Annotated in this window: 18 protein-coding genes; 6 read left to right on the top strand and 12 right to left on the bottom strand. The window is 74.8% G+C overall.

Going from position 1 to position 20,450, the window contains the following annotated elements; genetic code table 11:
- The first annotated feature begins 10 nt into the window (after positions 1-10).
- On the top strand, positions 11-1,285 hold the full coding sequence (locus tag ACH4F6_RS32125) for a sulfite oxidase (RefSeq protein ID WP_397963888.1): 1,275 nt from the start codon (positions 11-13) through the stop codon (positions 1,283-1,285).
- 253 nt (positions 1,286-1,538) lie between these two features.
- On the opposite strand, the gene ACH4F6_RS32120 is transcribed toward ACH4F6_RS32125, so the two are convergent.
- From ACH4F6_RS32120 to xylB, 5 genes are all read right to left on the bottom strand, one after another.
- Positions 1,539-3,062 (bottom strand): aldehyde dehydrogenase family protein, encoded by a 1,524-nt coding sequence (locus tag ACH4F6_RS32120; protein ID WP_397963887.1) that lies wholly within the window; start codon positions 3,060-3,062, stop codon positions 1,539-1,541.
- Positions 3,063-3,244: 182 nt separating this feature from the next.
- Entirely contained in the window at positions 3,245-4,513 is a 1,269-nt protein-coding gene (locus ACH4F6_RS32115) for a GAF domain-containing protein (RefSeq protein ID WP_397963886.1), read from the bottom strand.
- A gap of 116 nt (positions 4,514-4,629) precedes the next feature.
- Positions 4,630-5,229, bottom strand: a complete 600-nt coding sequence (locus ACH4F6_RS32110; RefSeq protein ID WP_397963885.1) for an N-acetylmuramoyl-L-alanine amidase — start codon at positions 5,227-5,229, stop codon at positions 4,630-4,632.
- A gap of 578 nt (positions 5,230-5,807) precedes the next feature.
- Positions 5,808-7,016 carry an ROK family protein gene (locus ACH4F6_RS32105; RefSeq protein ID WP_397963884.1) on the bottom strand — a complete coding sequence of 403 codons (1,209 nt, stop codon included), beginning with the start codon at positions 7,014-7,016 and terminating at the stop codon, positions 5,808-5,810.
- A gap of 14 nt (positions 7,017-7,030) precedes the next feature.
- Positions 7,031-8,476: a xylulokinase gene (gene xylB / locus ACH4F6_RS32100; RefSeq protein WP_397963883.1), complete on the bottom strand. Its 1,446-nt coding sequence runs from the start codon at positions 8,474-8,476 to the stop codon at positions 7,031-7,033.
- 129 nt (positions 8,477-8,605) lie between these two features.
- Between xylB and xylA the strand changes: the two genes are divergently transcribed.
- Together xylA and ACH4F6_RS32090 are read left to right on the top strand one after the other, a co-directional pair.
- Positions 8,606-9,772 carry a xylose isomerase gene (xylA, locus tag ACH4F6_RS32095; RefSeq protein WP_397963882.1) on the top strand — a complete coding sequence of 389 codons (1,167 nt, stop codon included), beginning with the start codon at positions 8,606-8,608 and terminating at the stop codon, positions 9,770-9,772.
- Positions 9,773-10,251: 479 nt separating this feature from the next.
- Complete coding sequence (locus ACH4F6_RS32090; RefSeq protein ID WP_397963881.1) at positions 10,252-10,539, top strand: hypothetical protein; 288 nt, start codon at positions 10,252-10,254, stop codon at positions 10,537-10,539.
- Between the two features lie 501 nt (positions 10,540-11,040).
- Here the strand turns inward: ACH4F6_RS32090 and ACH4F6_RS32085 are convergent.
- Both ACH4F6_RS32085 and ACH4F6_RS32080 read right to left on the bottom strand, forming a co-directional pair.
- Positions 11,041-12,354 carry an SWF or SNF family helicase gene (locus tag ACH4F6_RS32085; RefSeq protein ID WP_397963880.1) on the bottom strand — a complete coding sequence of 438 codons (1,314 nt, stop codon included), beginning with the start codon at positions 12,352-12,354 and terminating at the stop codon, positions 11,041-11,043.
- Positions 12,351-15,290, bottom strand: coding sequence for a DEAD/DEAH box helicase (locus tag ACH4F6_RS32080; protein WP_397963913.1), 2,940 nt, complete (start codon positions 15,288-15,290; stop codon positions 12,351-12,353). Before ACH4F6_RS32080 ends, ACH4F6_RS32085 begins: the two co-directional genes overlap by 4 nt.
- Before the next feature lie 251 nt (positions 15,291-15,541).
- On the opposite strand from ACH4F6_RS32080, the gene ACH4F6_RS32075 reads away from it, so the two are divergent.
- Complete coding sequence (locus ACH4F6_RS32075) at positions 15,542-15,724, top strand: hypothetical protein (RefSeq protein ID WP_020137233.1); 183 nt, start codon at positions 15,542-15,544, stop codon at positions 15,722-15,724.
- Positions 15,725-15,781: 57 nt separating this feature from the next.
- Here ACH4F6_RS32075 and ACH4F6_RS32070 read toward each other — a convergent pair whose 3' ends face one another.
- The 3 genes from ACH4F6_RS32070 to ACH4F6_RS32060 all read right to left on the bottom strand — a co-directional run bounded on the left by ACH4F6_RS32070 (position 15,782) and on the right by ACH4F6_RS32060 (position 17,776).
- On the bottom strand, positions 15,782-16,630 hold the full coding sequence (locus ACH4F6_RS32070) for a hypothetical protein (RefSeq protein WP_397963879.1): 849 nt from the start codon (positions 16,628-16,630) through the stop codon (positions 15,782-15,784).
- 121 nt (positions 16,631-16,751) lie between these two features.
- Positions 16,752-17,111 carry a hypothetical protein gene (locus ACH4F6_RS32065; protein WP_397963878.1) on the bottom strand — a complete coding sequence of 120 codons (360 nt, stop codon included), beginning with the start codon at positions 17,109-17,111 and terminating at the stop codon, positions 16,752-16,754.
- Between the two features lie 140 nt (positions 17,112-17,251).
- On the bottom strand, positions 17,252-17,776 hold the full coding sequence (locus tag ACH4F6_RS32060; protein ID WP_397963877.1) for a PadR family transcriptional regulator: 525 nt from the start codon (positions 17,774-17,776) through the stop codon (positions 17,252-17,254).
- Between the two features lie 121 nt (positions 17,777-17,897).
- On the opposite strand from ACH4F6_RS32060, the gene ACH4F6_RS32055 reads away from it, so the two are divergent.
- Positions 17,898-18,656 carry an alpha/beta fold hydrolase gene (locus tag ACH4F6_RS32055; RefSeq protein WP_397963876.1) on the top strand — a complete coding sequence of 253 codons (759 nt, stop codon included), beginning with the start codon at positions 17,898-17,900 and terminating at the stop codon, positions 18,654-18,656.
- A 4-nt stretch (positions 18,657-18,660) separates the two neighbouring features.
- Here the strand turns inward: ACH4F6_RS32055 and ACH4F6_RS32050 are convergent, their stop codons facing one another.
- A complete protein-coding gene (locus ACH4F6_RS32050; RefSeq protein ID WP_397963875.1) occupies positions 18,661-19,260 on the bottom strand; it encodes a class I SAM-dependent methyltransferase in 600 nt (199 codons plus the stop codon).
- A 217-nt stretch (positions 19,261-19,477) separates the two neighbouring features.
- Positions 19,478-19,906, bottom strand: coding sequence for a PPOX class F420-dependent oxidoreductase (locus ACH4F6_RS32045; RefSeq protein ID WP_397963874.1), 429 nt, complete (start codon positions 19,904-19,906; stop codon positions 19,478-19,480).
- Positions 19,907-20,010: 104 nt separating this feature from the next.
- Here ACH4F6_RS32045 and ACH4F6_RS32040 point away from each other — a divergent pair, with 104 nt between their 5' ends.
- Positions 20,011-20,424: a roadblock/LC7 domain-containing protein gene (locus tag ACH4F6_RS32040; RefSeq protein WP_397963873.1), complete on the top strand. Its 414-nt coding sequence runs from the start codon at positions 20,011-20,013 to the stop codon at positions 20,422-20,424.
- The last annotated feature ends 26 nt before the right edge of the window (positions 20,425-20,450 follow it).

Here is a 20,450-nt window from a genome sequence, read left to right as displayed (position 1 = left end):
GAGGACCGCCATGCTTTCTCCCCACCCCGCCGGTGACCGCTACGAGACCGACTACGACCGCCGAAGGCTGCGCCAGTGGCTCAGCGGTGAGGCCAAGGCCGACGGGGTCACCCGCCGTCGGCTGCTCACCCTGCTCGCCGCCACCGCCGCCGGGACCGCGTTCGGCGCCCCACGGCCCGCCCGTGCCGCCGCCGGCACGATCGTCAAGCCCCTGCCGCCCGAGTGGTTCATCGAGCGCGGCACCAACGCCGAGACCCGCTGGGAGGCGCTGCGAGGAACCGGCCACCACACCCCCAACGAACTGTTCTTCGTGCGCAACCACACCGCCACCCCCGTCCTGGAAGCCGACGACTGGCGGCTGCGGCTCTGGGGGAGCGGGCTGCGCGGCACCCCCGGCGAGGACCGGCCCGTGGAGTTCGGGTACGACGATCTGCGAGCCCTGCCGGCCGTCACCCGTACCGCTTTCGTCGAGTGCGCCGGGAACGGCCGCTCCTCCTACACGACACAGCAGGGCGAGACGGTCACCGGCACCGCCTGGACCCTGGGGGCGATCGGCGTCGCACGCTGGCGCGGGGTGCGCCTGGCCGACGTGCTGCGCAGGGCCGGGCTCTCCCCGTACGCCGTGGACGTGCAGCCGCGTGGCCTGGACGCCGAGTACGTCAGCGGCGGTGAGAGCCTGGGCCGGGTACGCCGTCCGCTGCCGCTGGCCAAGGCGCTGGACGACGTGGTGCTCGCGTACGAGATGAACGGCGAGCGGCTTCCGTACGACCACGGGTATCCGGTGCGGGTGCTGGTGCCCTCCTGGGTGGGGATCGCGTCGATCAAGTGGGTCGGCGACATCGAGGTGTCCGCGCAGCCGCTCTACTCGCCCTGGAACACCACCTTCTACCGGCTGTTCGGCCCCTCCCACCCGGAGGGCGGCAGTGCGCCGCTCACCCGGCAGGCCACGAAGAGCGCCTTCGAGCTGGCGAGCGGGGCCACGTTCACGGCGGGGCGGAGGTACGAGCTGCACGGACGGTCGTGGTCGGGCGCGGGCGCCGTCGCCCGGGTCGACGTCAGCACCGACGGCGGGGCGAACTGGCGGCCCGCCCGCCTGCACGACCGGCCCCGCGCCGGTACCTGGACCCGCTGGTCCCTCGGTTGGCGACCCGACGTACCCGGCGCCACCCACCTGCTGGCCCGCGCCACGGACACGGCCGGCCGTACTCAGCCGGACACCGCCGTACCCAACGCACAGGGGTACCTGTTCGACGCCGTGGTGCGGCATCCGGTGAGCGTGGTGTGACGGACGGCCGCCCCGGCCGGACCGCGACGGCCGTAGCCGGAGGAAGCCGTCGTGACCGTAGGGGGTCCGGTCGCTCGGACATGATCGGCCGTGCGGATCCCGGCGGCCGGCTCCGCCTGCCGGGTGAGGGGACACAGGCGGTCCGAACTCACTCCGGCGACCGGCGACCGGCGACCGGCGTCCCGGCGTCCCGGCGGTCACGCGGCGCAGTCGCGGCGCGCGTGCCGCCGCGACTGCGACCGAGGCGATGGTTCTAGAAGAACCCGAGCTTCTTCGGCGAGTAGGACACCAGCAGGTTCTTCGTCTGCTGGTAGTGCTCCAGCATCATCTTGTGCGTCTCGCGGCCGATCCCCGACTGCTTGTAGCCGCCGAACGCCGCGTGGGCCGGGTAGGCGTGGTAGCAGTTGGTCCAGACGCGGCCCGCCTGGATGGCCCGTCCCGCGCGGTACGCCGTGTTGACGTCCCGCGTCCACACCCCGGCGCCGAGGCCGTAAGACGTGTCGTTGGCGATCTTGACGGCGTCCTCGAAGTCGTCGAACGAGGCCACCGAGACGACCGGGCCGAAGATCTCCTCCTGGAAGATCCGCATGCGGTTGTCGCCCTCGAAGATGGTCGGCTGGACGTAGTAGCCGCCCTTCAACTCGCCGTCGTGATCCGCTCGTTCGCCGCCGGTGAGGATCTTGGCGCCCTCCTGCCGGCCGATGTCGATGTACGAGAGGATCTTGTTGAGCTGGTCGCCGGACGCCTGGGCGCCGATCATGGTGTCGGTGTCCAGGGGATGCCCGGGCCTGATCAGTTCGGTACGGGCGACGGCGGCCGCCATGAACTCGGAGTAGTTGCCGCGCTGGACCAGTCCGCGCGACGGGCAGGTGCACACCTCGCCCTGGTTCAGCGCGAACATCGTGAAGCCCTCCAGGGCCTTGTCGCGCAGGTCGTCGTCCTTCTCCCAGACGTCGTCGAAGAAGATGTTCGGCGACTTGCCGCCCAGTTCCAGCGTGACCGGCTTCAGGTTCTCCGCGGCGTACTGCATGATCAGCCGTCCGGTCGACGTCTCACCGGTGAACGCGACCTTCGCCACCCGCGGGCTGGACGCGAGCGGCTTGCCCGCCTCCTCGCCGAAACCGTTGACGATGTTCACCACGCCCGGCGGCAACAGGTCCGCGACCAGACTCATCCAGTAGTGCAGCGAGACCGGTGTCTGCTCGGCGGGCTTGATCACCACCGCGTTGCCGGCGGCGAGGGCCGGCGCGAGCTTCCAGGTCGCCATCAGGATGGGGAAGTTCCACGGGATGATCTGCGCGACCACCCCGAGCGGCTCGTGGAAGTGGTACGCCACCGTGTCCTCGTCGAGCTCGCTGAGCGAACCCTCCTGCCCGCGGACCGCACCCGCGAAGTAGCGGAAGTGGTCGATGGCCAGCGGGATGTCCGCCGCCAGCGTCTCGCGGACCGGCTTGCCGTTCTCCCAGCTCTCCGCGACCGCGAGCGGCTCCAGATGGGCCTCCATGCGGTCCGCGATCCTCAGCAGGATGTCGGAACGCTCGCTCGCCGACGTCCGGCCCCAGCCCGGCGCGGCCGCGTGCGCCGCGTCGAGCGCCCGCTCCACGTCCTCCGCCGTGCCGCGGGCCACCTCGGCGAACGGCTGCCCGTTCACCGGGGACGGGTTCTCGAAGTACCGGCCGCGGGCCGGAGGAACGTACTCGCCGCCGATGAAGTGGTCGTACCGCGCCTGGTAGGAGACGATCGCGCCCTCGGTCCCGGGCGCCGCGTAACGGGTCATGGTGGATGGCCTCCCTCAGCAGCGCTGCCCGCCGTTGGGCAGCTCTGCGCGCGAGGCTAGGCAGGCCGACGTTGCATGCACGTTGCGCGGGGCGAGGCGGTGACCGGAGCCGTCCGGAGCGGGACACCCGGTCGGCCGGTGATCAGCGGCGCGCCGACCGGGCCGGACCGGGCGGCCGGTGATCAGCGGCGCGTCCACGACTGCGGCGCCGCCAGCTCCGACTCCAGCGCGGCCAGCCGGGCCCGTACCGCGGCCGTCGGCCGTGCCGATGCCAGCGCCCGCCACACGTCGATGTCGTCCTCGCCCCACGGCGCGTGCGCCCAGTCGGCGAGCAGGTCGGGGTCCCGGCCGGCCAGCAGAGCGGCGCGCAGGCCGTCGGCCAGGCGGTTCCGCAGCCGTACCACCGCCGGTGCCCGCGACGCCGGCAGCGGCGGCCCGGCGTAGGCCGTGACCGCGGCCGTGACCGCCCCGGCCGCCAGACGCCGCTCGACCACGGCGGCGTCCGACTCGACGGGAACGGTGAGCCGGTACGGCCGCGAGGCCAGCAGCCCCGGCCCCAGCACCCCGCGCAGCCGGGCGAGTTCGGCCCGCAGCGTCACCGGGGTCACCGACTCGTCCTCGTACAGCGCGCACAGCAGCTCGTCCCCGGTCAGGCCCTCCGGACGGCGGGCCAGCAGGACGAGGATCTCGCTGTGCCGTCGGCTCAGCCTGATCCGCCGTCCGCCCACGGCGAGGTACGCCTCGTCGCGCCCCAGCACGGTCAGCTCGGGCCGGCCGGTCGCCGGCCGCTCCGGGGCGAGCAGCGCGAGGTGCGACTCCGCGGCCCGCGCGACCGCCTGGACGAAGCCCAGGCTGTGCGGATGCGCCAGCCCGTCGCCGCCGGTGATGTCGACCGCGCCCAGCACCCGCCCGGTCCGCGGATCGTGCACCGGGGCCGCCGCGCACGTCCACGGCTGGACCCGCCGGATGAAGTGCTCGGCCGCGAACACCTGCACCGGCCGGTCCACGGCGACCGCCGTGCCCGGCGCGTTCGTCCCGACCGCGCTCTCCGCCCACCGCGCACCCGGAACGAAGTTCATCCGCCCCGCCTCGCGCCGTGTACCCGGGTGGCCTTCGACCCACAGCAGCCTGCCGTGCGCGTCGCACACCGCCAGGAGGTGCCGGCCGTCGGCGGCGAACGTCCCCATGAGCTCGCGGATCAGCGGCATCACCCGCGCCAGCGGATGCTCGGCCCGGTAGGCGCCGAGGTCGCCGTCGGTCAGTTCCACGCTCGCGGTGCCGTCCGGCCCGACGCCCGCCCGCGCCGAACGCCGCCACGAGTCGGCCACCACGGTCCGCACCGGCCGCGGCACCGTGCCCGCCGCGGTGAAGGTCTCGTGCGCCCGCCGCAGCACCCGCACGCGCTCGGCGGGGTCGGCCCCCGGCTCCAGGGCCACCCAGGGATCGGTCAACTCGGCCTCCCGGAAGGCGATGCGGTGGGGACATCGTCACTCCGGGTGCGCGCGCCGACAACCGTTCGGACGGGCTCGGCCGAAAGGCGGGAGACCGTTCGGCCCGGCCGGTCCGTTCAGGCGGAACCGACGAGTCCCAGGTAACGGGCCCAGTCCCAGTTCGGCCCGGGATCGGTGTGGTCCGAGCCCGGGACCTCGTGGTGACCGATGATGTGGGCGCGGTCCCTGGGGATGCCGTACCGGTCGCAGACGGACGCCGTCAGCCGGGCGGACCGCTCGTACAGGGCGTCGGTGAAGTAGTCCGGCCGGTCCACCCACCCCTCGTGCTCGATGCCGACGCTGCGCGTGTTGTACTCCCAGTTCCCCGCGTGCCAGGCGACGTCGGCCTCGCGCACGCACTGCGCCACCCGGCCGTCGGCGGAGCGCACGACGTAGTGCGCGGACACCTTCTTCCGGGGGTTCTGGAAGACGGACAGGGCCGTCGAGTAGGTGGTCTGCGTGACATGGATGACGATCCGGTCCACGGTATGGGCCGCCGGGCGGTCCGACGCGGTGTAGTTGGAGGGGGCGGCGGGGTGCCATGCGGCGAGGGGGTGGTCGACGGGCGCGGTCCGTGCGCCGGCCGGGGCGTCCGGGAGCAACGCGTGGGGGACCGCCGCGAGGGCCGCGCCCTTCAGCATCCGCCGCCTGCCCGGGAGGGGTCTTGCTCGTTCCATGGGGGTGCCTTTCGGAGTGGAGCCTGCCGCGTCCGGCGCCGTCCCGCCGCCGGGGCCCGGCTCGGCGGCGGTCGGTGCCGCACACAGGGGCCAACGGCTGTCCGATCGCCCGGGTTGCGGACCGGTACGCGTCCGACCCGGTGAATCCGCCGTCGCGCGCCGGCCGCCGCACCGGGTCCGGCTGGAACGTGCGGAACGCGTCCTCCGCCGGCCGGGCTGCGCCCGCGGGGATCACGCTACGGCGCTCGCGGGCGGGTCAGGAGGCGGCGGCTCGGATCGGTGGACCACCGCGGAACTGTGGACAACTCGCTCCCCCGAACGGGGAGTTCCGGTTGCGGCGAACGGAACGGCCCGGCCGGGGTGTCCGGCCGGGCACCCCGGCCGGAGGCAGGCGCCGGTCCGCCGCCTCCGCAGCGGCCGGGCACCGGCCCGCCCTCAGGAAAGGGCTACGGCCAGTGGGCCCCGGCCGCGGCGGGCCGAACGCGGCCGCGGCCGGTCGGCGGTGCGACGGCGACCGGCCGGCGGGACCCGGCCGCCGAGGAGGGGGCGACGCCGCTTCGGGAGAGAGCCGGCAGGGCTCAGCCGCGCCCCGCCACCGCCGCCGGATCGTCCAGCACGGCCCGCACCACGGAGTGCGCCGCCCCGAGCAGCGGCCCCGCGGGGCCCAGCCGCGACACCGACACCGGGCAGGGCGGACCCGCGGTGCGCCGGGCGAGCTCGGCCTCGAGCGCGGGCAGCAGCCAGGGCGCGAGACCGGCCAGGGCGCCGCCGAGGACGACACCCTCGGGGTCCAGCAGGTTGAGCGCCCCGGTCAGGGCGATGCCGAGCGCCGTGCCCGCCTCGCTCAGGGCGCGCCGTACGTCCTCGTCGCCGTCCGCCGCGCGGCCCGCGAGCAGGCCCACGCGGTCCTCGCCGGGTTCCAGGCCGGCCGCGCGCAGGACCGCCTCCTCGCCGGCGTACTGCTCCAGACAGCCGCGCCCGCCGCACCCGCACCGGGGGCCGTCGGGGCGGACCGGCACATGGCCCAGTTCGCCCGCGAAGCCGCGGGTGCCGCGCAGCAGGCTGCCGTCGACGACCAGCGCGGCGCCGATGCCGATCTCGGCCGACACGTGCAGGAAGTCCCGGGGGGCGCCGGCTCCGAGCCACAGTTCGGCCAGTCCGCCGAAGTTGGCCTCGTTGTCCACGGTCAGCGGGAACTCCGTGGGCAGCAGCGCGCCCAGGTCGACCTCGTGCCAGTCGAGGTTCGGGGCGCGGACGACGGTGCGGGCGTCGCGGGCCACGAGACCGGGGACGGCGACGGCGAGTCCGGCCGGCCACAGCCCCTCGTCCTGCGCCGCCGCGACGACCTCGCGCACCAGCCGGGTGAGCTCCTCGACCACCGGGCCGGGGGAGCGGCCCCGGTTCGTGCCGTGGCGCTCGGCGCGCGCCCGCACCTCGCCGCGCAGGTCGACGGCGCAGACCGCGAGGTGGTCGACGCCGACCTCGGCGCCGATCCCGGCCGGGCCGCGTCCGCTGACGGCGAGCGCCGAACCGGGCCGGCCGACCCGGCCCGGCCGCTCGGGTCCCAGCTCCTCCAGCAGACCGGTGCGTATGAGCTCGTCGACGAGCGTCGAGACCGCCGCACGCGTCAGGCCGATGCGGGAGGCGACCGCCGCCCGTGACAGCGGTCCCTCGGCGCTGACGGCGTGCATCACCCGGGCCAGGTTGCGGCGGCGCATGCCCTGCTGGGTGTCGGGCAGCGTTCGTCCGGGGCCGGTCGGGCGAGCCTCGTGCGGGGGTGCGGTCATGCCTCCGTCGATTCTCAGTGGGCGTCGGTGGCCCGCTGCAGCAGGGGGGCCGCGTCGGAGAGTACCCCGGCGATCCTGGACAGGGTCGCCTCGTCCCGCTCGACGGCGTCGAGCACCGGGCCCCGCGTGGTGTTCCAGCGCCGGGCGACGGCGGCCGGGTCCTCGCCGGTCAGCAGGCCCGCCGCCTGCGCCGCGGCGCCCAGCGCGACGAGTTCCTTGGCCTCCGGGATCTGCACCGGCCGGCCGGACAGCCGGCGCACGGTCTGCTGCCAGGCCGTGCCGCGGGCGCCGCCGCCGATCAGCAGCAGGGGGGCCGAGCGGTCCGCGTCCTCGTCGAGGACGAGGTCGAGCGCGCCGAGCAGGGAGTGGACGGCACCGTCGTAGGCGGCCTGGAGGAGCTGGCCGGCGGTGGTGTCGTGGCGCAGGCCGTGCAGGAGGCCGGAGGCGTTCGGCAGGTTCGGGGTGCGCTCGCCGTCCAGGTAGGGCAGGAGCGTGAGGTCCGCGGTGGGTTCCACGGCCTCGCGGTCCAGGCCCAGCAGGGCCGCGACGCGGTCGACGGCGAGCGTGCAGTTGAGGGTGCAGGCCAGCGGCAGCCAGTCGCCGTGCGCGTCGGCGAAGCCGGCCACCGTGCCGGTCGGGTCGGCGGGGCGCCGCCTCGACACCGCGTACACCGTGCCGGAGGTGCCGAGGCTCAGCACCGGGGTGCCGGGGCGCAGCCCGAGGCCCAGCGCGGCGGCGGCGTTGTCACCGGTGCCCGGGGCGACCAGGGTGCCCTTGGAGAACGGCAGGTCATGACTGTCCCGCACGGTGCCGGCCACCTCGCCGGGGCGCACCACGCGCGGCAGCAGCGCCGGGTCGAGGCCCACGTGGGCGAGGATCTCCGCGTCGTACGCCTCGGTCCCGGACGCCCACCAGCCGGTGCCGGAGGCGTCGCCGCGGTCGGTCGTGCCCTCGCCCGTGAGGCGCTCGGTGAGGTAGTCGTGGGGGAGGCGGACGGCCCGGGTGGCGCGCAGGGCCTCCGGTTCGTTCTCGGCCAGCCAGGCCCACTTCGTGACCGTGAAGGAAGCGGCCGGCACGGACCCGGTGCGCTCCGCCCAGAACTTCGCGCCGCCGAGTTCCTCGGTCAGCCGGCGGGCCTGCGGGGCCGAGCGCACGTCGTTCCACAGCAGCGCGGGACGCACCGGCTCCCCTTGAGCGTCCAGCGTCACGAGCCCGTGCTGCTGTCCGCCGATCGACACCGCGGCGGCCTCGTGCGCCGCGTCACCGCACTGGCGCAGCGCCTCGCACAGGGCGTCCCACCACTGGCGCGGGTCGCTCTCCCGTCCGGCGCCGGAGGACACCGTGTGCGGCGCCTGGCCGCTCGCGACGACCCGGCCGGTGGCCGCGTCGACGACGAGCGCCTTGGTGGACTGGGTGGATGTGTCCACGCCGACGACGAGCGGACCCTCGGCTGCTGACATCGGGCTCTCCCTCAAGTTTTTCCGCGGCTCTGCGGGATCTGTCTTCCCTGAGATGCGTTGGCATACTAATTTGTAAACGGCGATGACGAAATAGTCAGCGAGACCGATCTTCAAGCAAGGAGCCGCGGCATGAGCTACCAGCCCACCCCCGACGACAGGTTCACCTTCGGCCTGTGGACCGTCGGCTGGCAGGGACGGGACCCGTTCGGCGACGCCACGCGGGACGCCCTCGACCCGGTCGTGACGGTGCAGCGCCTGGCCGAGCTGGGCGCCTACGGCGTGACCTTCCACGACGACGACCTGATCCCCTTCGGGTCCTCCGACACCGAGCGCGAGGCGCACATCAAGCGCTTCCGGCAGGCCCTGGACGCCACCGGCATGACGGTGCCGATGGCCACCACCAACCTGTTCACCCACCCCGTCTTCAAGGACGGCGCCTTCACCGCGAACGACCGCGACGTGCGGCGCTACGCCCTGCGCAAGACGATCCGCAACATCGACCTGGCCGCCGAGCTCGGCGCGAAGACCTACGTCGCCTGGGGCGGCCGTGAGGGTGCCGAGTCGGGTGCCGCCAAGGACGTCCGCGTGGCCCTGGACCGCATGAAGGAGGCCTTCGACCTCCTCGGCGAGTACGTCACCTCGCAGGGCTACGACCTGCGCTTCGCCATCGAGCCCAAGCCGAACGAGCCGCGCGGCGACATCCTGCTGCCCACCGTCGGCCACGCGCTCGCGTTCATCGAGCGCCTGGAGCGCCCGGAGCTGTACGGCGTCAACCCGGAGGTCGGCCACGAGCAGATGGCGGGCCTGAACTTCCCGCACGGCATCGCTCAGGCGCTGTGGGCGGGCAAGCTCTTCCACATCGACCTCAACGGCCAGTCCGGCATCAAGTACGACCAGGACCTGCGTTTCGGCGCCGGTGACCTGCGCTCGGCGTTCTGGCTGGTCGACCTGCTGGAGAGCGCCGGCTACGAGGGTCCCAAGCACTTCGACTTCAAGCCGCCGCGCACCGAGGACCTGGACGGCGTGTGGGCGTCGGCCGCGGGCTGCATGCGCAACTACCTGATCCTCAAGGAGCGCGCCGCCGCCTTCCGCGGCGACCCCGAGGTCCAGCAGGCCCTGCGCGACGCCCGCCTGGACCAGCTGGCCCAGCCCACCGCCGCCGACGGCCTCCAGTCCCTCCTGGCCGACAGCACCGCCTTCGAGGACTTCGACGTCGAGGCGGCCGCCGCCCGCGGCATGGCCTTCGAGCGCCTGGACCAGCTGGCCATGGACCACCTGCTCGGCGCCCGCGGCTGACCGCGCCCGCGCGCGACCGTGCCGCCGTCCTCAGGGACGGGGCACGGTCGCGGGGCGTCGCTCGGGTGCGTGCTCGGGGCGCGCACGTCCGCCGCTGAGCGGCACGCGCGTGTGCGCCGGTGCTCCGCGTGCCGTTGCGGGACTCCGCGTGCCGTCACGCACACGCCGTTGCGTGGGCCTCCGCATCGAATACGCCGGAATCATGCCGTCCATGACATGAGGTCGTATCAAGTTCCGTGCGGGGCTCGCGTCCCGGCCGCTCCACGGGGACGCTGGACGGCATGGTCATGCCGCCCGTACCGCCCCAGCCGCCCGGTCAGCCGGGTGACACGCCGCCCCCGGGCGGCTTCAGACCGCCTCCTCCGGGCTTCGGCCCCGGCCACGGCGCGGGAGGCGACGGCGGGCCGCCGTCGCCTCCGCCCTTCCCTCCGACGGAGCCGCCCGGTGGTCCGAGGAGGCGCAGGAGTCCCCTCTTCGCCGTGCTGGCCCTGCTGGTCGCCGCAGTGGCCGTCGTCGCCGTGGTGCTGATGGCCTCGGGGAGCGACGACTCGCCGGACGAGAAGTCGCCGTCGGGCGCCACGTCCTCGCCGGCCCCCTCCGTCAGCCTTCCGACCGAGCTGCCCAGTGGCTTCCCGACCGAACTGCCCAGCGGCTTCCCGAGCGAACTGCCCTCCCGGCTCCCCACCGAACTGCCGACGGAACTGCCCAGCGAGTTGCCGAGCGACCTGGAGTCGCTGCTGCCGTCCTTGAGCGCACTGCTGCCGTAACCGGACCGCCGTGCGGCACGCGCGCGTGAGGTCTTCTCCCTCCCCCCCCCGCACGCGTGTGCCGAGTGCGGGGCCCACACCGGTTCGCCCGCGCCGCAGGCCGTGCGGCGGCCGCACCTGCGCCACCGTCGTCCCGACACCGCCGTCGCCCCGGCGGCCCTGTGCGCCGAACGCCCCGGCGCCGTCCGTCATGTCGTCGCCGACCGGAGACGTGCGCCTCCCCGGGCACACGCACGACGGCGAGGCCCCGGCGGTGACGGCGACGCCCTGGCGGTGACGGGGGCGGCCGGCACGGCGAGCGGTACGCCGGACGCGACGGAACGGTGGCCGCCGGGTCGGCCGGTGGCAGGCCGGGACCCCGGGCCCTCCCGCCGGCAGGACGGCGCGCCGGAGCCGGGGCGCCCCCCGAATGTCGTGCGACGCCCGGTGAACGCGGGACGCCCGCCGTTCGACGGACCCGCCCCCGACCCGGTCCGGCACCACGAGCAGCCCGGGCGGACCCTAGGCCGGCCCGGGGTCGTCCCGGGAAAGCGCTCCCTCGCCGTCGGCGCGGATCGAGGCGAGAGCGGTCGCCGGGTCCGGCGCCGCGTCGCCCGCCGGAACCCACCGGCCGCGCCGCTTGCGGTACGGCCACCAGCGCCCGTCCCGCCCCAGCCGCAGCTGAGCGTCCGACGCGGCCACCGTCCACCGGTTGCCCCTCGCCCGCAGCACCGGCCGCTCGTCCTGCTCCCAGGCCGAGTCCAGGGCGGTACGCGCGCGTGCGAGAGGCTCCGCCTCGACGGTCCACTCCTCCTCGAGCACGGACAGCGCGGCCGCACCCCCGATCCGCCAGGCCCGCACGGCCAGGGCCAGTTGCTCCCGGCTGCGCCCCGATCCGGCCGCGAGCCGGTCCCTGACGTGCGGTGCCGGCTCCGGGCCTCCGGCGCGGCCGGCCGCCAACCGGACCGCGTCCTCGGCGACCGTCGATCGTTCCGTGGGCGCTCTTCGTTCCGCTCCGGGACGCAGCGCCTCCCCGAGCAGGGCGTGGGCGTCCGCGGCCGCCAGCGCGGCCAGGGCCGACAGCGCCTCCGGCTCCACGTCCGGGGGCGGCGGGTCGTCCGTGTCCAGCGAGGGCGGCACGCCCGGCTCCGGCGGGAGCCCCGGTTCGGCGGGCAGCGGAGGCAGGAAGTGCCCGGTCAGGTACGCCTCGGCCGCGTCCACGCCGTCCGGCGGGAGGGGCGGCGCCGTCCCGGCGGTCCCGGTGCCGCCGCGCGCCTGGAGGTCGTCCAGCAGTGCCCGTTCGGCCCGCCCCCGCAGGAGGAGCAGGACGAACGGGTCCTGGTCGAGCAGCCGCGCCACCTGGTAGCACAGCGCGGCCGTGTGCGCGCAGTGGTCCCAGGCGCCGCAGTCGCACCGCGCCTCCAGATCGCCCGGGCCCGGCAGCAGGCCGATCCCGGCGGTCTCCGCGTCCTCGACGAGATGCGGCGGCATCTCGCGGTCGAGCAGCGCGGCGACGTGTCCGGCCCGCTCCACGGTCAGGTCCAGGAACCTGTCCCACTGCGCGTCCGTCAGCACGTCGAGCAGCACGTCCGCCCGGTGCGGCGTGCGGTCGCGGTCCTGGACGACGGCCGTGAGGCGCCCCGGACGCACGGACACCGCGCCCACACCGCCCGCGCGCGCGAGCCCGCGGCCCGCCCGCACCTGTTCGCCGTCCAGCGCCCCGTCCTCGAGGGCCGTCAGCCACGCCCGGCCCCACCAGGTCTGCGCGAACCCCCTCCCACGCGCGGGAGGCAGCGCCGCGAAGGTGCGTTCCGTGGCGTCGTCGTACCGGCTCATCGCGCGCTCCCTCGCAGTTCCACCAGCTCGGCCAGTTCGGCGTCCGTCAGCTCCGTGAACCCGGCCTCGCCGGAGCCGAGGACGGCTTCCGCGAGATCGCGCTTGCGGCGCAGCATGTCCGCGATGCGGTCCTCGATCGTGCCCTCGGCGATCAGCCGGTGCACCTGCACCGGCCGCGTCTGGCCGATGCGGTGGGCCCGGTCGGTGGCCTGGGCCTCGACCGCCGGGTTCCACCAGCGGTCGTAGTGCACGACGTGCTCCGCGCGCGTGAGGTTGAGCCCGGTGCCCGCGGCCTTCAACGACAGCAGGAAGACGGGTGCCTCGCCGTCCTGGAAGCGCCGGACCATCGCCTCCCGCTCGGGGACGGGCGTCCCGCCGTGGAGGAACTGCGTGGCCACGCCCCGCCCGGCCAGGTGCCGTTCGAGGATCCGGGCCATGCGCACGTACTGGGTGAACACCAGGACACCGGTCTCCTCGGCGAGGACGGTGTCGAGCAGTTCGTCCAGCAGCTCCAGCTTCCCGGACCGTCCCGTCGTCCTCGGCCGCTCCTCCTTCAGGTACTGGGCCGGGTGGTTGCAGATCTGCTTGAGACCGGTCAGGAGCTTCACGACCAGCCCGCGCCGCGCCATGTCGTCGGCCTCGGCGATCGCCGCGAGCGTCTCGCGCACCACCGCCTCGTACAGGCCGGCCTGCTCCCCGGTGAGGGAGACGGGGCGGTCGGTCTCCGTCTTGGGCGGCAGCTCGGGCGCGATCCCCGGGTCCGACTTGCGGCGGCGCAGCAGGAACGGCCCCACGAGCCGGGCGAGCCGCTCCGCCGCGGCGGGATCACCGCCGCCCTCGACGGCCCGGGCGTACCGGGTGCGGAAGGCGCCCAGCCGGCCCAGCAGGCCCGGCGTCGTCCAGTCCAGGATCGCCCACAGCTCCGACAGGTTGTTCTCCACCGGCGTCCCCGTGAGCGCCACGCGCGCGCGTGCGCCGATCGTGCGCAGGGCCCGCGCGGTCTGTGCGTACGGGTTCTTCACGTGCTGTGCCTCGTCCGCCACGACCAGGCCCCACGGCACGTCGCCGAGCCGGCTCGCGTCCAGCCGGAGGGTGCCGTAGGTGGTGAGCACGAACTCCCCGTCGGCCAGGGCGTCCAGGGTGCGTCGCGGCCCGTGGAAGCGGCGGACGGGGGTGCCCGGCGCGAACCGTTCGATCTCGCGCTGCCAGTTGCCCGTCAGGGACGTCGGACAGACCACGAGGGTCGGACCGGCCGCCGCGGGATCCTCCTGGCGGTGCAGGTGCAGGGCGATCAGCGTGACGGTCTTGCCGAGCCCCATGTCGTCGGCGAGGCAGCAGCCGAGCCCCAGGGCCGTGGTGCGGGCCAGCCAGTCGAGGCCGCGCCGCTGGTAGTCGCGCAGGGTCGCGTCGAGCGCGGCGGGCGGGACCAGCGGTTCCTGCGGCGGGTGGGTCAGACGCTCCCGCAGGGCCGCGAGCCGGCCGGTGGGCCGCACCTCGACCCGGCGGCCGTCGACCTCGGCGGAGCCCGTCAGGGCCGCGCTCAGGGCGTCGATCGGCGTCACCTTGCGGTCCTGCTGCGCGCGGGCCCGGCGCAGTTCCCGGGGATCGATCAGCACCCACTGGTCGCGGAGCCGTACGAGGGGGCGGGTGGCCTCGGCGAGACGGTCCAGTTCCTCGCGCGTGAGCTGCTGGTCGCCCAGGGCGAACGACCAGGTGAACGACAGCAGCGCGTCCGTGCCCAGGAACGACGGGGTGTCCGGGCCGGCCCGGACCGGCGCCGTCCCGTCCTCCGGTGCTCCCACCACCGCGCGGGCGGTCAGGGTACGGACCAGCTCCCTCGGCCAGTGCACCTCGACCCCCGCGCCCGCCAGGGCCCGTCCGCCCTCCCCGAGAAGCTCCGTGACCTCCTCGTCGAGCAGGTCGACGGCGTCGGGGACGGCCGCCGACAGCAGGGGCGTGAGCGGAGGCCAGGCGCGGGCCGCGCGGCGCAGCGCCAGCAACGCGTCCATCCGCGCGCGGGGCCCGAAGGCCCGCCCCGCGGACCCCGACTCCTGCCACACGCCGGCGGCGTCCGCGACCAGCGCGGGATCGCTCACGCTGTGCACCTGCGGCACGGCGCGGAACGGCCCGACCGTCCCCGCGGACGCGGACGCGGACGCAGTCGCCGGTGCGGAGACGGAGGCGGGGGCCGGGGCGGGGAGTCCCGTCACCTCGACCCGCAGCGAGATCCGCACGCCCGCGTCGTGTCCCGCGGCGACATCGGCGGCCCAGGGACGCAGTCGCGGCACGTGCACGGGCCGTCGTGCCGCGTACGCCGGGTGGCCCGTCAGGAGCGGCGCGGCGGGGGAGCGGGGCAGTGCGTCGGCGACCGCGTCCAGGAAGTCCCGCAGCAGGCGTTCCGGTTGGGGCAGCCGCAGGGCCGGGCCGTCGTCCAGCGGCACGGCGTGCGCCTCCGGCGGCATCGAGGCGGCCAGCCGGCGGACGCGGTCGGCGTCGTCCGGACCGAGCGGACCGACGCGCCAGGCGTCGTGGTCGTCGGGGGTCAGGCCCGGCAGCAGCAGGCCGCGCGCGACGAACTCCAGCGCGGTCAGGGCCGCCGCACCCCAGAAGGCCACGGCCCGGTGCGCGCCGTCGACGGCACGCGCGCGGGTGAGGACGGACAGGGCGTCGGACACCGGCAGCAGGACGGCGGGCAGGCGGACGAGTTCCACACCGGCTCCGGCGGACCGGACGACGGACAGGTCCTCGACGGACCCGGATCCTGAAGCGGACCCGGACCCGGACCCCGGCGCGGGTAGGGGAGGAGCCTCGCCGTCGGACCGCCAGAAGGCGACCCTCCCGGCACGCGCGGGCGTGCCGGGTAGGAACACGGCCGGACAGCGGGCCAGTGCGGAGATCTCGGACGGTGTTCCCGAGGAAACCCTCTGCGCGGAGATGACCTACTCCTCAAATTTGACTAATGAGTCGGCCGCCGAGGGTACAGCACTTCCGGGGCGCGCACGCGTCCTTTTTCACGAGCTGTCCGAGCGGGTCCCGGCGAGCTCCCCGGAACGGGGGAGCGGGGACGCATCGGGGGCATCTGAGGGGTGTACGTCAGGGACGCCTCAGGGACGCGAGGGGAACCGCATGTCGCGCTGACCCGTTTTCAGAGCAGAGAGCGGCACCGGCCGCGAAGGAGGCGACGCACATGTCGAAGAACGCGAAAATCGCCGCGGGAGGGGTGGCGGTCGGGCTTCTGCTGCTGATCTGGCTGCCCTGGTGGGCGGCTCTGCTGATCGTGCTGGGGGTACCCGCCGCCGCGTACCTCACGCTGGACCCCTCGCAGCGGCGCAGGCTGCGCCGCGTCACCCGCAAGGAACTCGGCCGCTGACGGGACCGGGGGCCGCCGCGCGGCCCCCGGCGTCCGGCGCGGACCCGGCACGGCGGCTCAGCTGGGCCGGACCGCCATCTTGTCCAGTGCTTCCAGCAATCCCGGCAGTTCCGGTCCCCGGCCGACCGGCAGCACCTCGCCCGGCTCGTCGTCGAGCAGGACGAACGCGATGTCGTCGGTCCTGGCCACCAGCGACCAGCCGGGACCGTCGGCCCGCAGGGTGCGCGCGTCGCCGGGTGCGAACGACGAGCGCACGCGGCCCGGTGGGGGCGGCGAGTCCACATAGGCGCGCGCCTCCGCGAGGACGCGCCGGACGCCACTGCGCCCCTTCGGGTCGTCCTCGTCGGCCTTGGCCCCGGCATCGGCCGCGTCGTCGGCCTCGGAGCCGTCCTGGGGCGGCGTGAACTCGGCGTCGTCGATCTGCTCACGCCACACGGCCCACTGGAGCGCTATCTCGTCGGCGCCCAGCCGTCGCTGGGCGGGGCCCCAGGTGCTGGTGTCCGGCGGGCACAGGGCGGGACCGTCCGCGACGTCGGGGTCGGGATCGTGCGGGGCGGGCACACCGGGCGCCGCGACGGCCACCTCCAGGGGCCAGCCCGGCAGGGCGGCGACCACCGTACGCTCGTCGGGCGAGAGGTCGTACTCCATGCCGCAGTCCCACGACGCGATGGCGACGGCCACCAACGACACGTCGTCGATGACGACCGTCCACCGGGCGCCCTCGCCGTCCTGGCCCAGCACCAGGCCGTACCCGTCGGCGAGCGGCGCCAGGCCGAGCGCCGCGCAGGCCTCCGGATAGTCGTCGCCCAGCACACTCGGGAACTTCGCCGGCGTCAGCAGCACCGCCGTGAGCACATAGAGCGCGTCGTCCGCGGCGGCGACGGCGTTCTCGTCCGTCCCGGCCATCCCAGCCTCCCCATCGGTTCGTCCAACGGCGCGCACCCTAGTGCGGCGGGAAGGCGCTTGTCACGACTCCCCGACACACCCGGAGCTGCAGTTTTCCGACCGGACGGGGGCGAATCACCCCTCAGTGGCCGTGTCCGGCGGCCGGCAGCCCGAGGAGGGCCCGGGCCACGGTCTGCGGAGACTCGTCACGCTCCCGCGCGAGCGCGACGACCGCGCGGCAGGCCAGCTCGTTGACCCCGAAGGACAGCGCCTCCGGCGACACCCAGTCCGCCGCCTCCTCCAGCCGGTCCTGGTCGTCCTCCGCGCGGGCCGAGACGTACACGGCGGCCGCCTCGAACAGGTTGTGCGGGCGCTTCGCGCCCGTGTGCTCCTTGCCGCCGACGCGCCGATCCGCGTCGGCGGACCGCTCCCCGCGCGAACGCGACCCCCCGCGTGCGGTGTCGAGCACTCTGCCCCAGCTCCTGCGGAGCCCGTCGAGCATGATGACCACCACCTTCCTCCTGGGGGATTCCCCTCAACGGGACGTACAACTCGCAGTGCGTGAGGCGGAGTTGCAGGTGCCGACGGGGGAGAGGCGACGCTGGGGCGGCAGGGTCTCCGGCAGGCCGGTGGCTTCCGCGCTCAGCCGCCCAGCGTGTCCAGTGTGTCCCGCAGCCATCCTTTCTCGGCACGGGACGTCGCCCGGGCGACGGTGAGCACTCCGCGCCGGAAGGGATCGTCCAGCTCCTCGGCGGGCAACGGCCGGTCACCGGCGTAGAAGAAGCTCGTCGGTTCCTCCAGGAAGGCCAGCCGGCGCCGCAGCACGGCGGCCTGGGCCGCGGAGTCCTCCAGGTGCCGCAGGAAGGCGAGCACCGTGAACCAGCGGTTCTCGTCGGTGACGTCCCGCTCCGCGGGTTCGGCGAGCCGTCGGCGCAGCTCGCTCCTGCCCTGCTCGGTGAGGCTGAGGACGTGCCGCGGGGCGGCCACGGCGCCGGGTTCCGTCGCGCGCACCAGAAGGCCCGACTTCTCCAGCCGCTTGATCGCCGGGTACAGGGTGCTCTCGGCCACGGGCCGCACGTGCCCCGTCAGCGCCGAGATGCGTTTGCGCAGCTCGTAGCCGTGCAGCGGGGCGTCGTACAGGAAGCCGAGGATGGCGAGCTCCAGCATGCCTGCATTCTGCCGCAGAGGTGGTGTATTCCGGAGCCGCGATATTGCGTTGACGCAATACATCGGTACCGATGTATCTTGTCGGCGCGCGCATGGACCGTGATGACCTGAGGAGACAGCGATGCGACAGGCCGAGTTCGGTGGTGGGAGCGGCCGGATCCGCTGGACGGAGACGCCGGGTGCGGAACCCGCGCGCGTGTACGTGCACGGACTGGGGGCCGCTTCGGCGGCCTACCACGCGCACGTGGCGGCCCGGCCGGAACTCGCGGGCCGCCGCAGCCTGTTCGTCGACCTCCCGGGGCACGGCATCAGCGACCGGCCCGAGGACTTCGGCTACACGCTCGAGGAGCACGCGGACGCGCTGGCGGCCGCGCTGGACGCGGCCGGCGTGACGGGCGCCGAGCTGATCGCGCACAGCATGGGCGGCTCCGTGGCCATCGTCCTCGCCCACCGCCGGCCCGACCTGGTGTCCCGGCTCGTCCTCACGGAGGCCAACCTCGACGCCTTCCCGCCGGAGGCCGCCGGCAGCAGCACCATCGGCTCGTACACGGAGGACGACTTCGTCGACGGCGGCCACGCGCGTGTGCTGGAGCAGGTCGGTCCCCTGTGGGCGGCGACCATGCGGCTGGCCGATCCCCGCGCCCTGCACCGCAGCGCCGTCGGACTGCGACGGGGCTCCGACCCGGTCATGCGTGAGCTCGTGACCGGGCTCGGCACGGTCGAGCGCGTCTACTTGCAGGGCGAGCTCAGCGGTGAACTCGTGGGAGCCGACGACCTGGAGGCGGCGGGCGTGCGCGTGGTGACGGTGCCCGCCGCCGGTCACAACGTGATGTTCGACAACCCCGACGCATTCGTCACCGCGGTCGCCGGGACGCCGTGAGGCATCAGTCCTCGCGGACCGCCAGGGCCAGGTAACGGGCGTCCTCGTCGACGTACGAGGTCAGACGCCATCCGGAACCTGCCAGCAGCGGGCGGAGGTTCGGCTCGGCGCGCAGGTCGTCCGGGGTGATCCGCCGGCCCTGGCGGGCCGCGAGAGCCGCCCTGCCGATCGGGTGGAACAGCGCCAGTGCGCCGCCCGGGCGCACGACGCGGGCCAGCTCCCGCAGGTTTCGCGCCGGGCGGGGCAGGTGCGACACGAGTCCCGCCGCGAACACGGCGTCGAGCGATCGGGAGCGCAGGGGCATCGCGGCGACATCGGCGAGCACCAACCGCCCGTCGCGGTCCCGTCCCGCCCGTGCGGCCTCCTCCAGCATGGCCGGGGTCAGATCCACCCCCACGACGACCCCGGAGGGCCCCACGGCCGCACGCAGGGGTGTCAGGGCCCGTCCGGTGCCGCAGCCGGCGTCCAGCACGCGGTCGCCCTCGCGCAGACCGAGCGCGGCGACCGCGGCCGCGTAGGCGGGACCGTCGTCGGGGAACCGGCTGTCCCAGCCCGCCGCACGCGCGGTGAAGAACTCCTGGACGTGTGTGTGGTCGTCGCTCATGTGCGGCATGATCCCGCACCGGCACGGAGGGCGCCCCTGTGCACGGGGGGGCGAACGCGAGGAGATCGGTCGGGCGCGTCTCCGCGCCTCACCGCGGCCCCCGGTCCCCGCACCCGCACCCGCACCGAGCGTTTCCCGTCCGGCTCGCCGAGTACGCCGGGCGGACGCGCGCCGCCCGGCTGCTCGGCTCCGTGAGCTGAGGGGTCCGTGCCGCCGGTCAGCCGGCGACGGCCTGCTCCGCGAGCACCTTGTCGACCGCGACGCGGACCAGCAGCTCGCCGGGGACGCCGTTGCGGGCACCGAACTCCTCGGCGCGGTCCTCGCCCATGTACCTGGCCGCGATCCGGGTCGCCCAGTGCCGCACCTCGTCGAGGTCCTCCGAGAGGCGGGCGGCGCCCTGCAGCACCACGAAGCCGAACGGCGGCCGGTCGTCGTCCACGCAGAGGGCGACCCGGCCGTCGCGGGCCAGATTGCGCCCCTTCACCGTGTTCTTGCCCGTGTTGAAGACCACCTCGTCCCCGTCGAGCAGGAACCAGATCGGTGCCACGTGCGGACGGCCGTCGGCCCGCACCGTCGACAGCTTTCCGGTGCGGGTGCCGTGGGAGACGAACGCCCGCCATTCCTCATCGGTCATCTTGTGTGCCATGCCCCCATCCTCCTTGCCCGGTGGCCGGTGGTGGGGAAGGCTGGCAGAGCCGTCCGCCGGACGGGGCCATCACACGGGGAACGTCACACGGGGAGCGACGGGACATGGCGCAGAAGCAGGGGCTGGGCTGGTTGCTGGACGACCTGACCGAGCGGGTCGACCACGTGCGGCACGCGCTGGTCCTGTCCAACGACGGGCTGGTGGCGGGCGCGAGCACGGGGCTGCGCCGGGAGGACGCGGAGCACCTCGCCGCCGTCTCCGCCGGACTGCACAGCCTGGCCAAGGGCTCGGGACGCCACTTCGGCGCCGGCCAGGTGCGTCAGACGATGATCGAGTTCGACGGGGCGGTGCTGTTCGTCACCGCGGCCGGCGCCGGCAGCTGTCTGTGCGTCCTCAGCGGGGCGGAGGCCGACATGGGCCAGATCGCCTATGAGATGGCGCTGCTCGTCAACCGGGTCGGCGAACATCTGGCGGTGGACCCCCGCCACCCCGAGCACGGCCCCGCGACAGATCTCTGACCTGCGTCTTCACCTCTCTCCTGGAG

Origin of the sequence: Streptomyces sp. NPDC017936, assembly GCF_044328485.1 — a bacterium.
In the GTDB taxonomy this organism is placed as follows: domain Bacteria; phylum Actinomycetota; class Actinomycetes; order Streptomycetales; family Streptomycetaceae; genus Streptomyces.
Note: the sequence above shows the minus strand (reverse complement) of the source record. Positions and strands in the feature narration are given on the sequence as shown.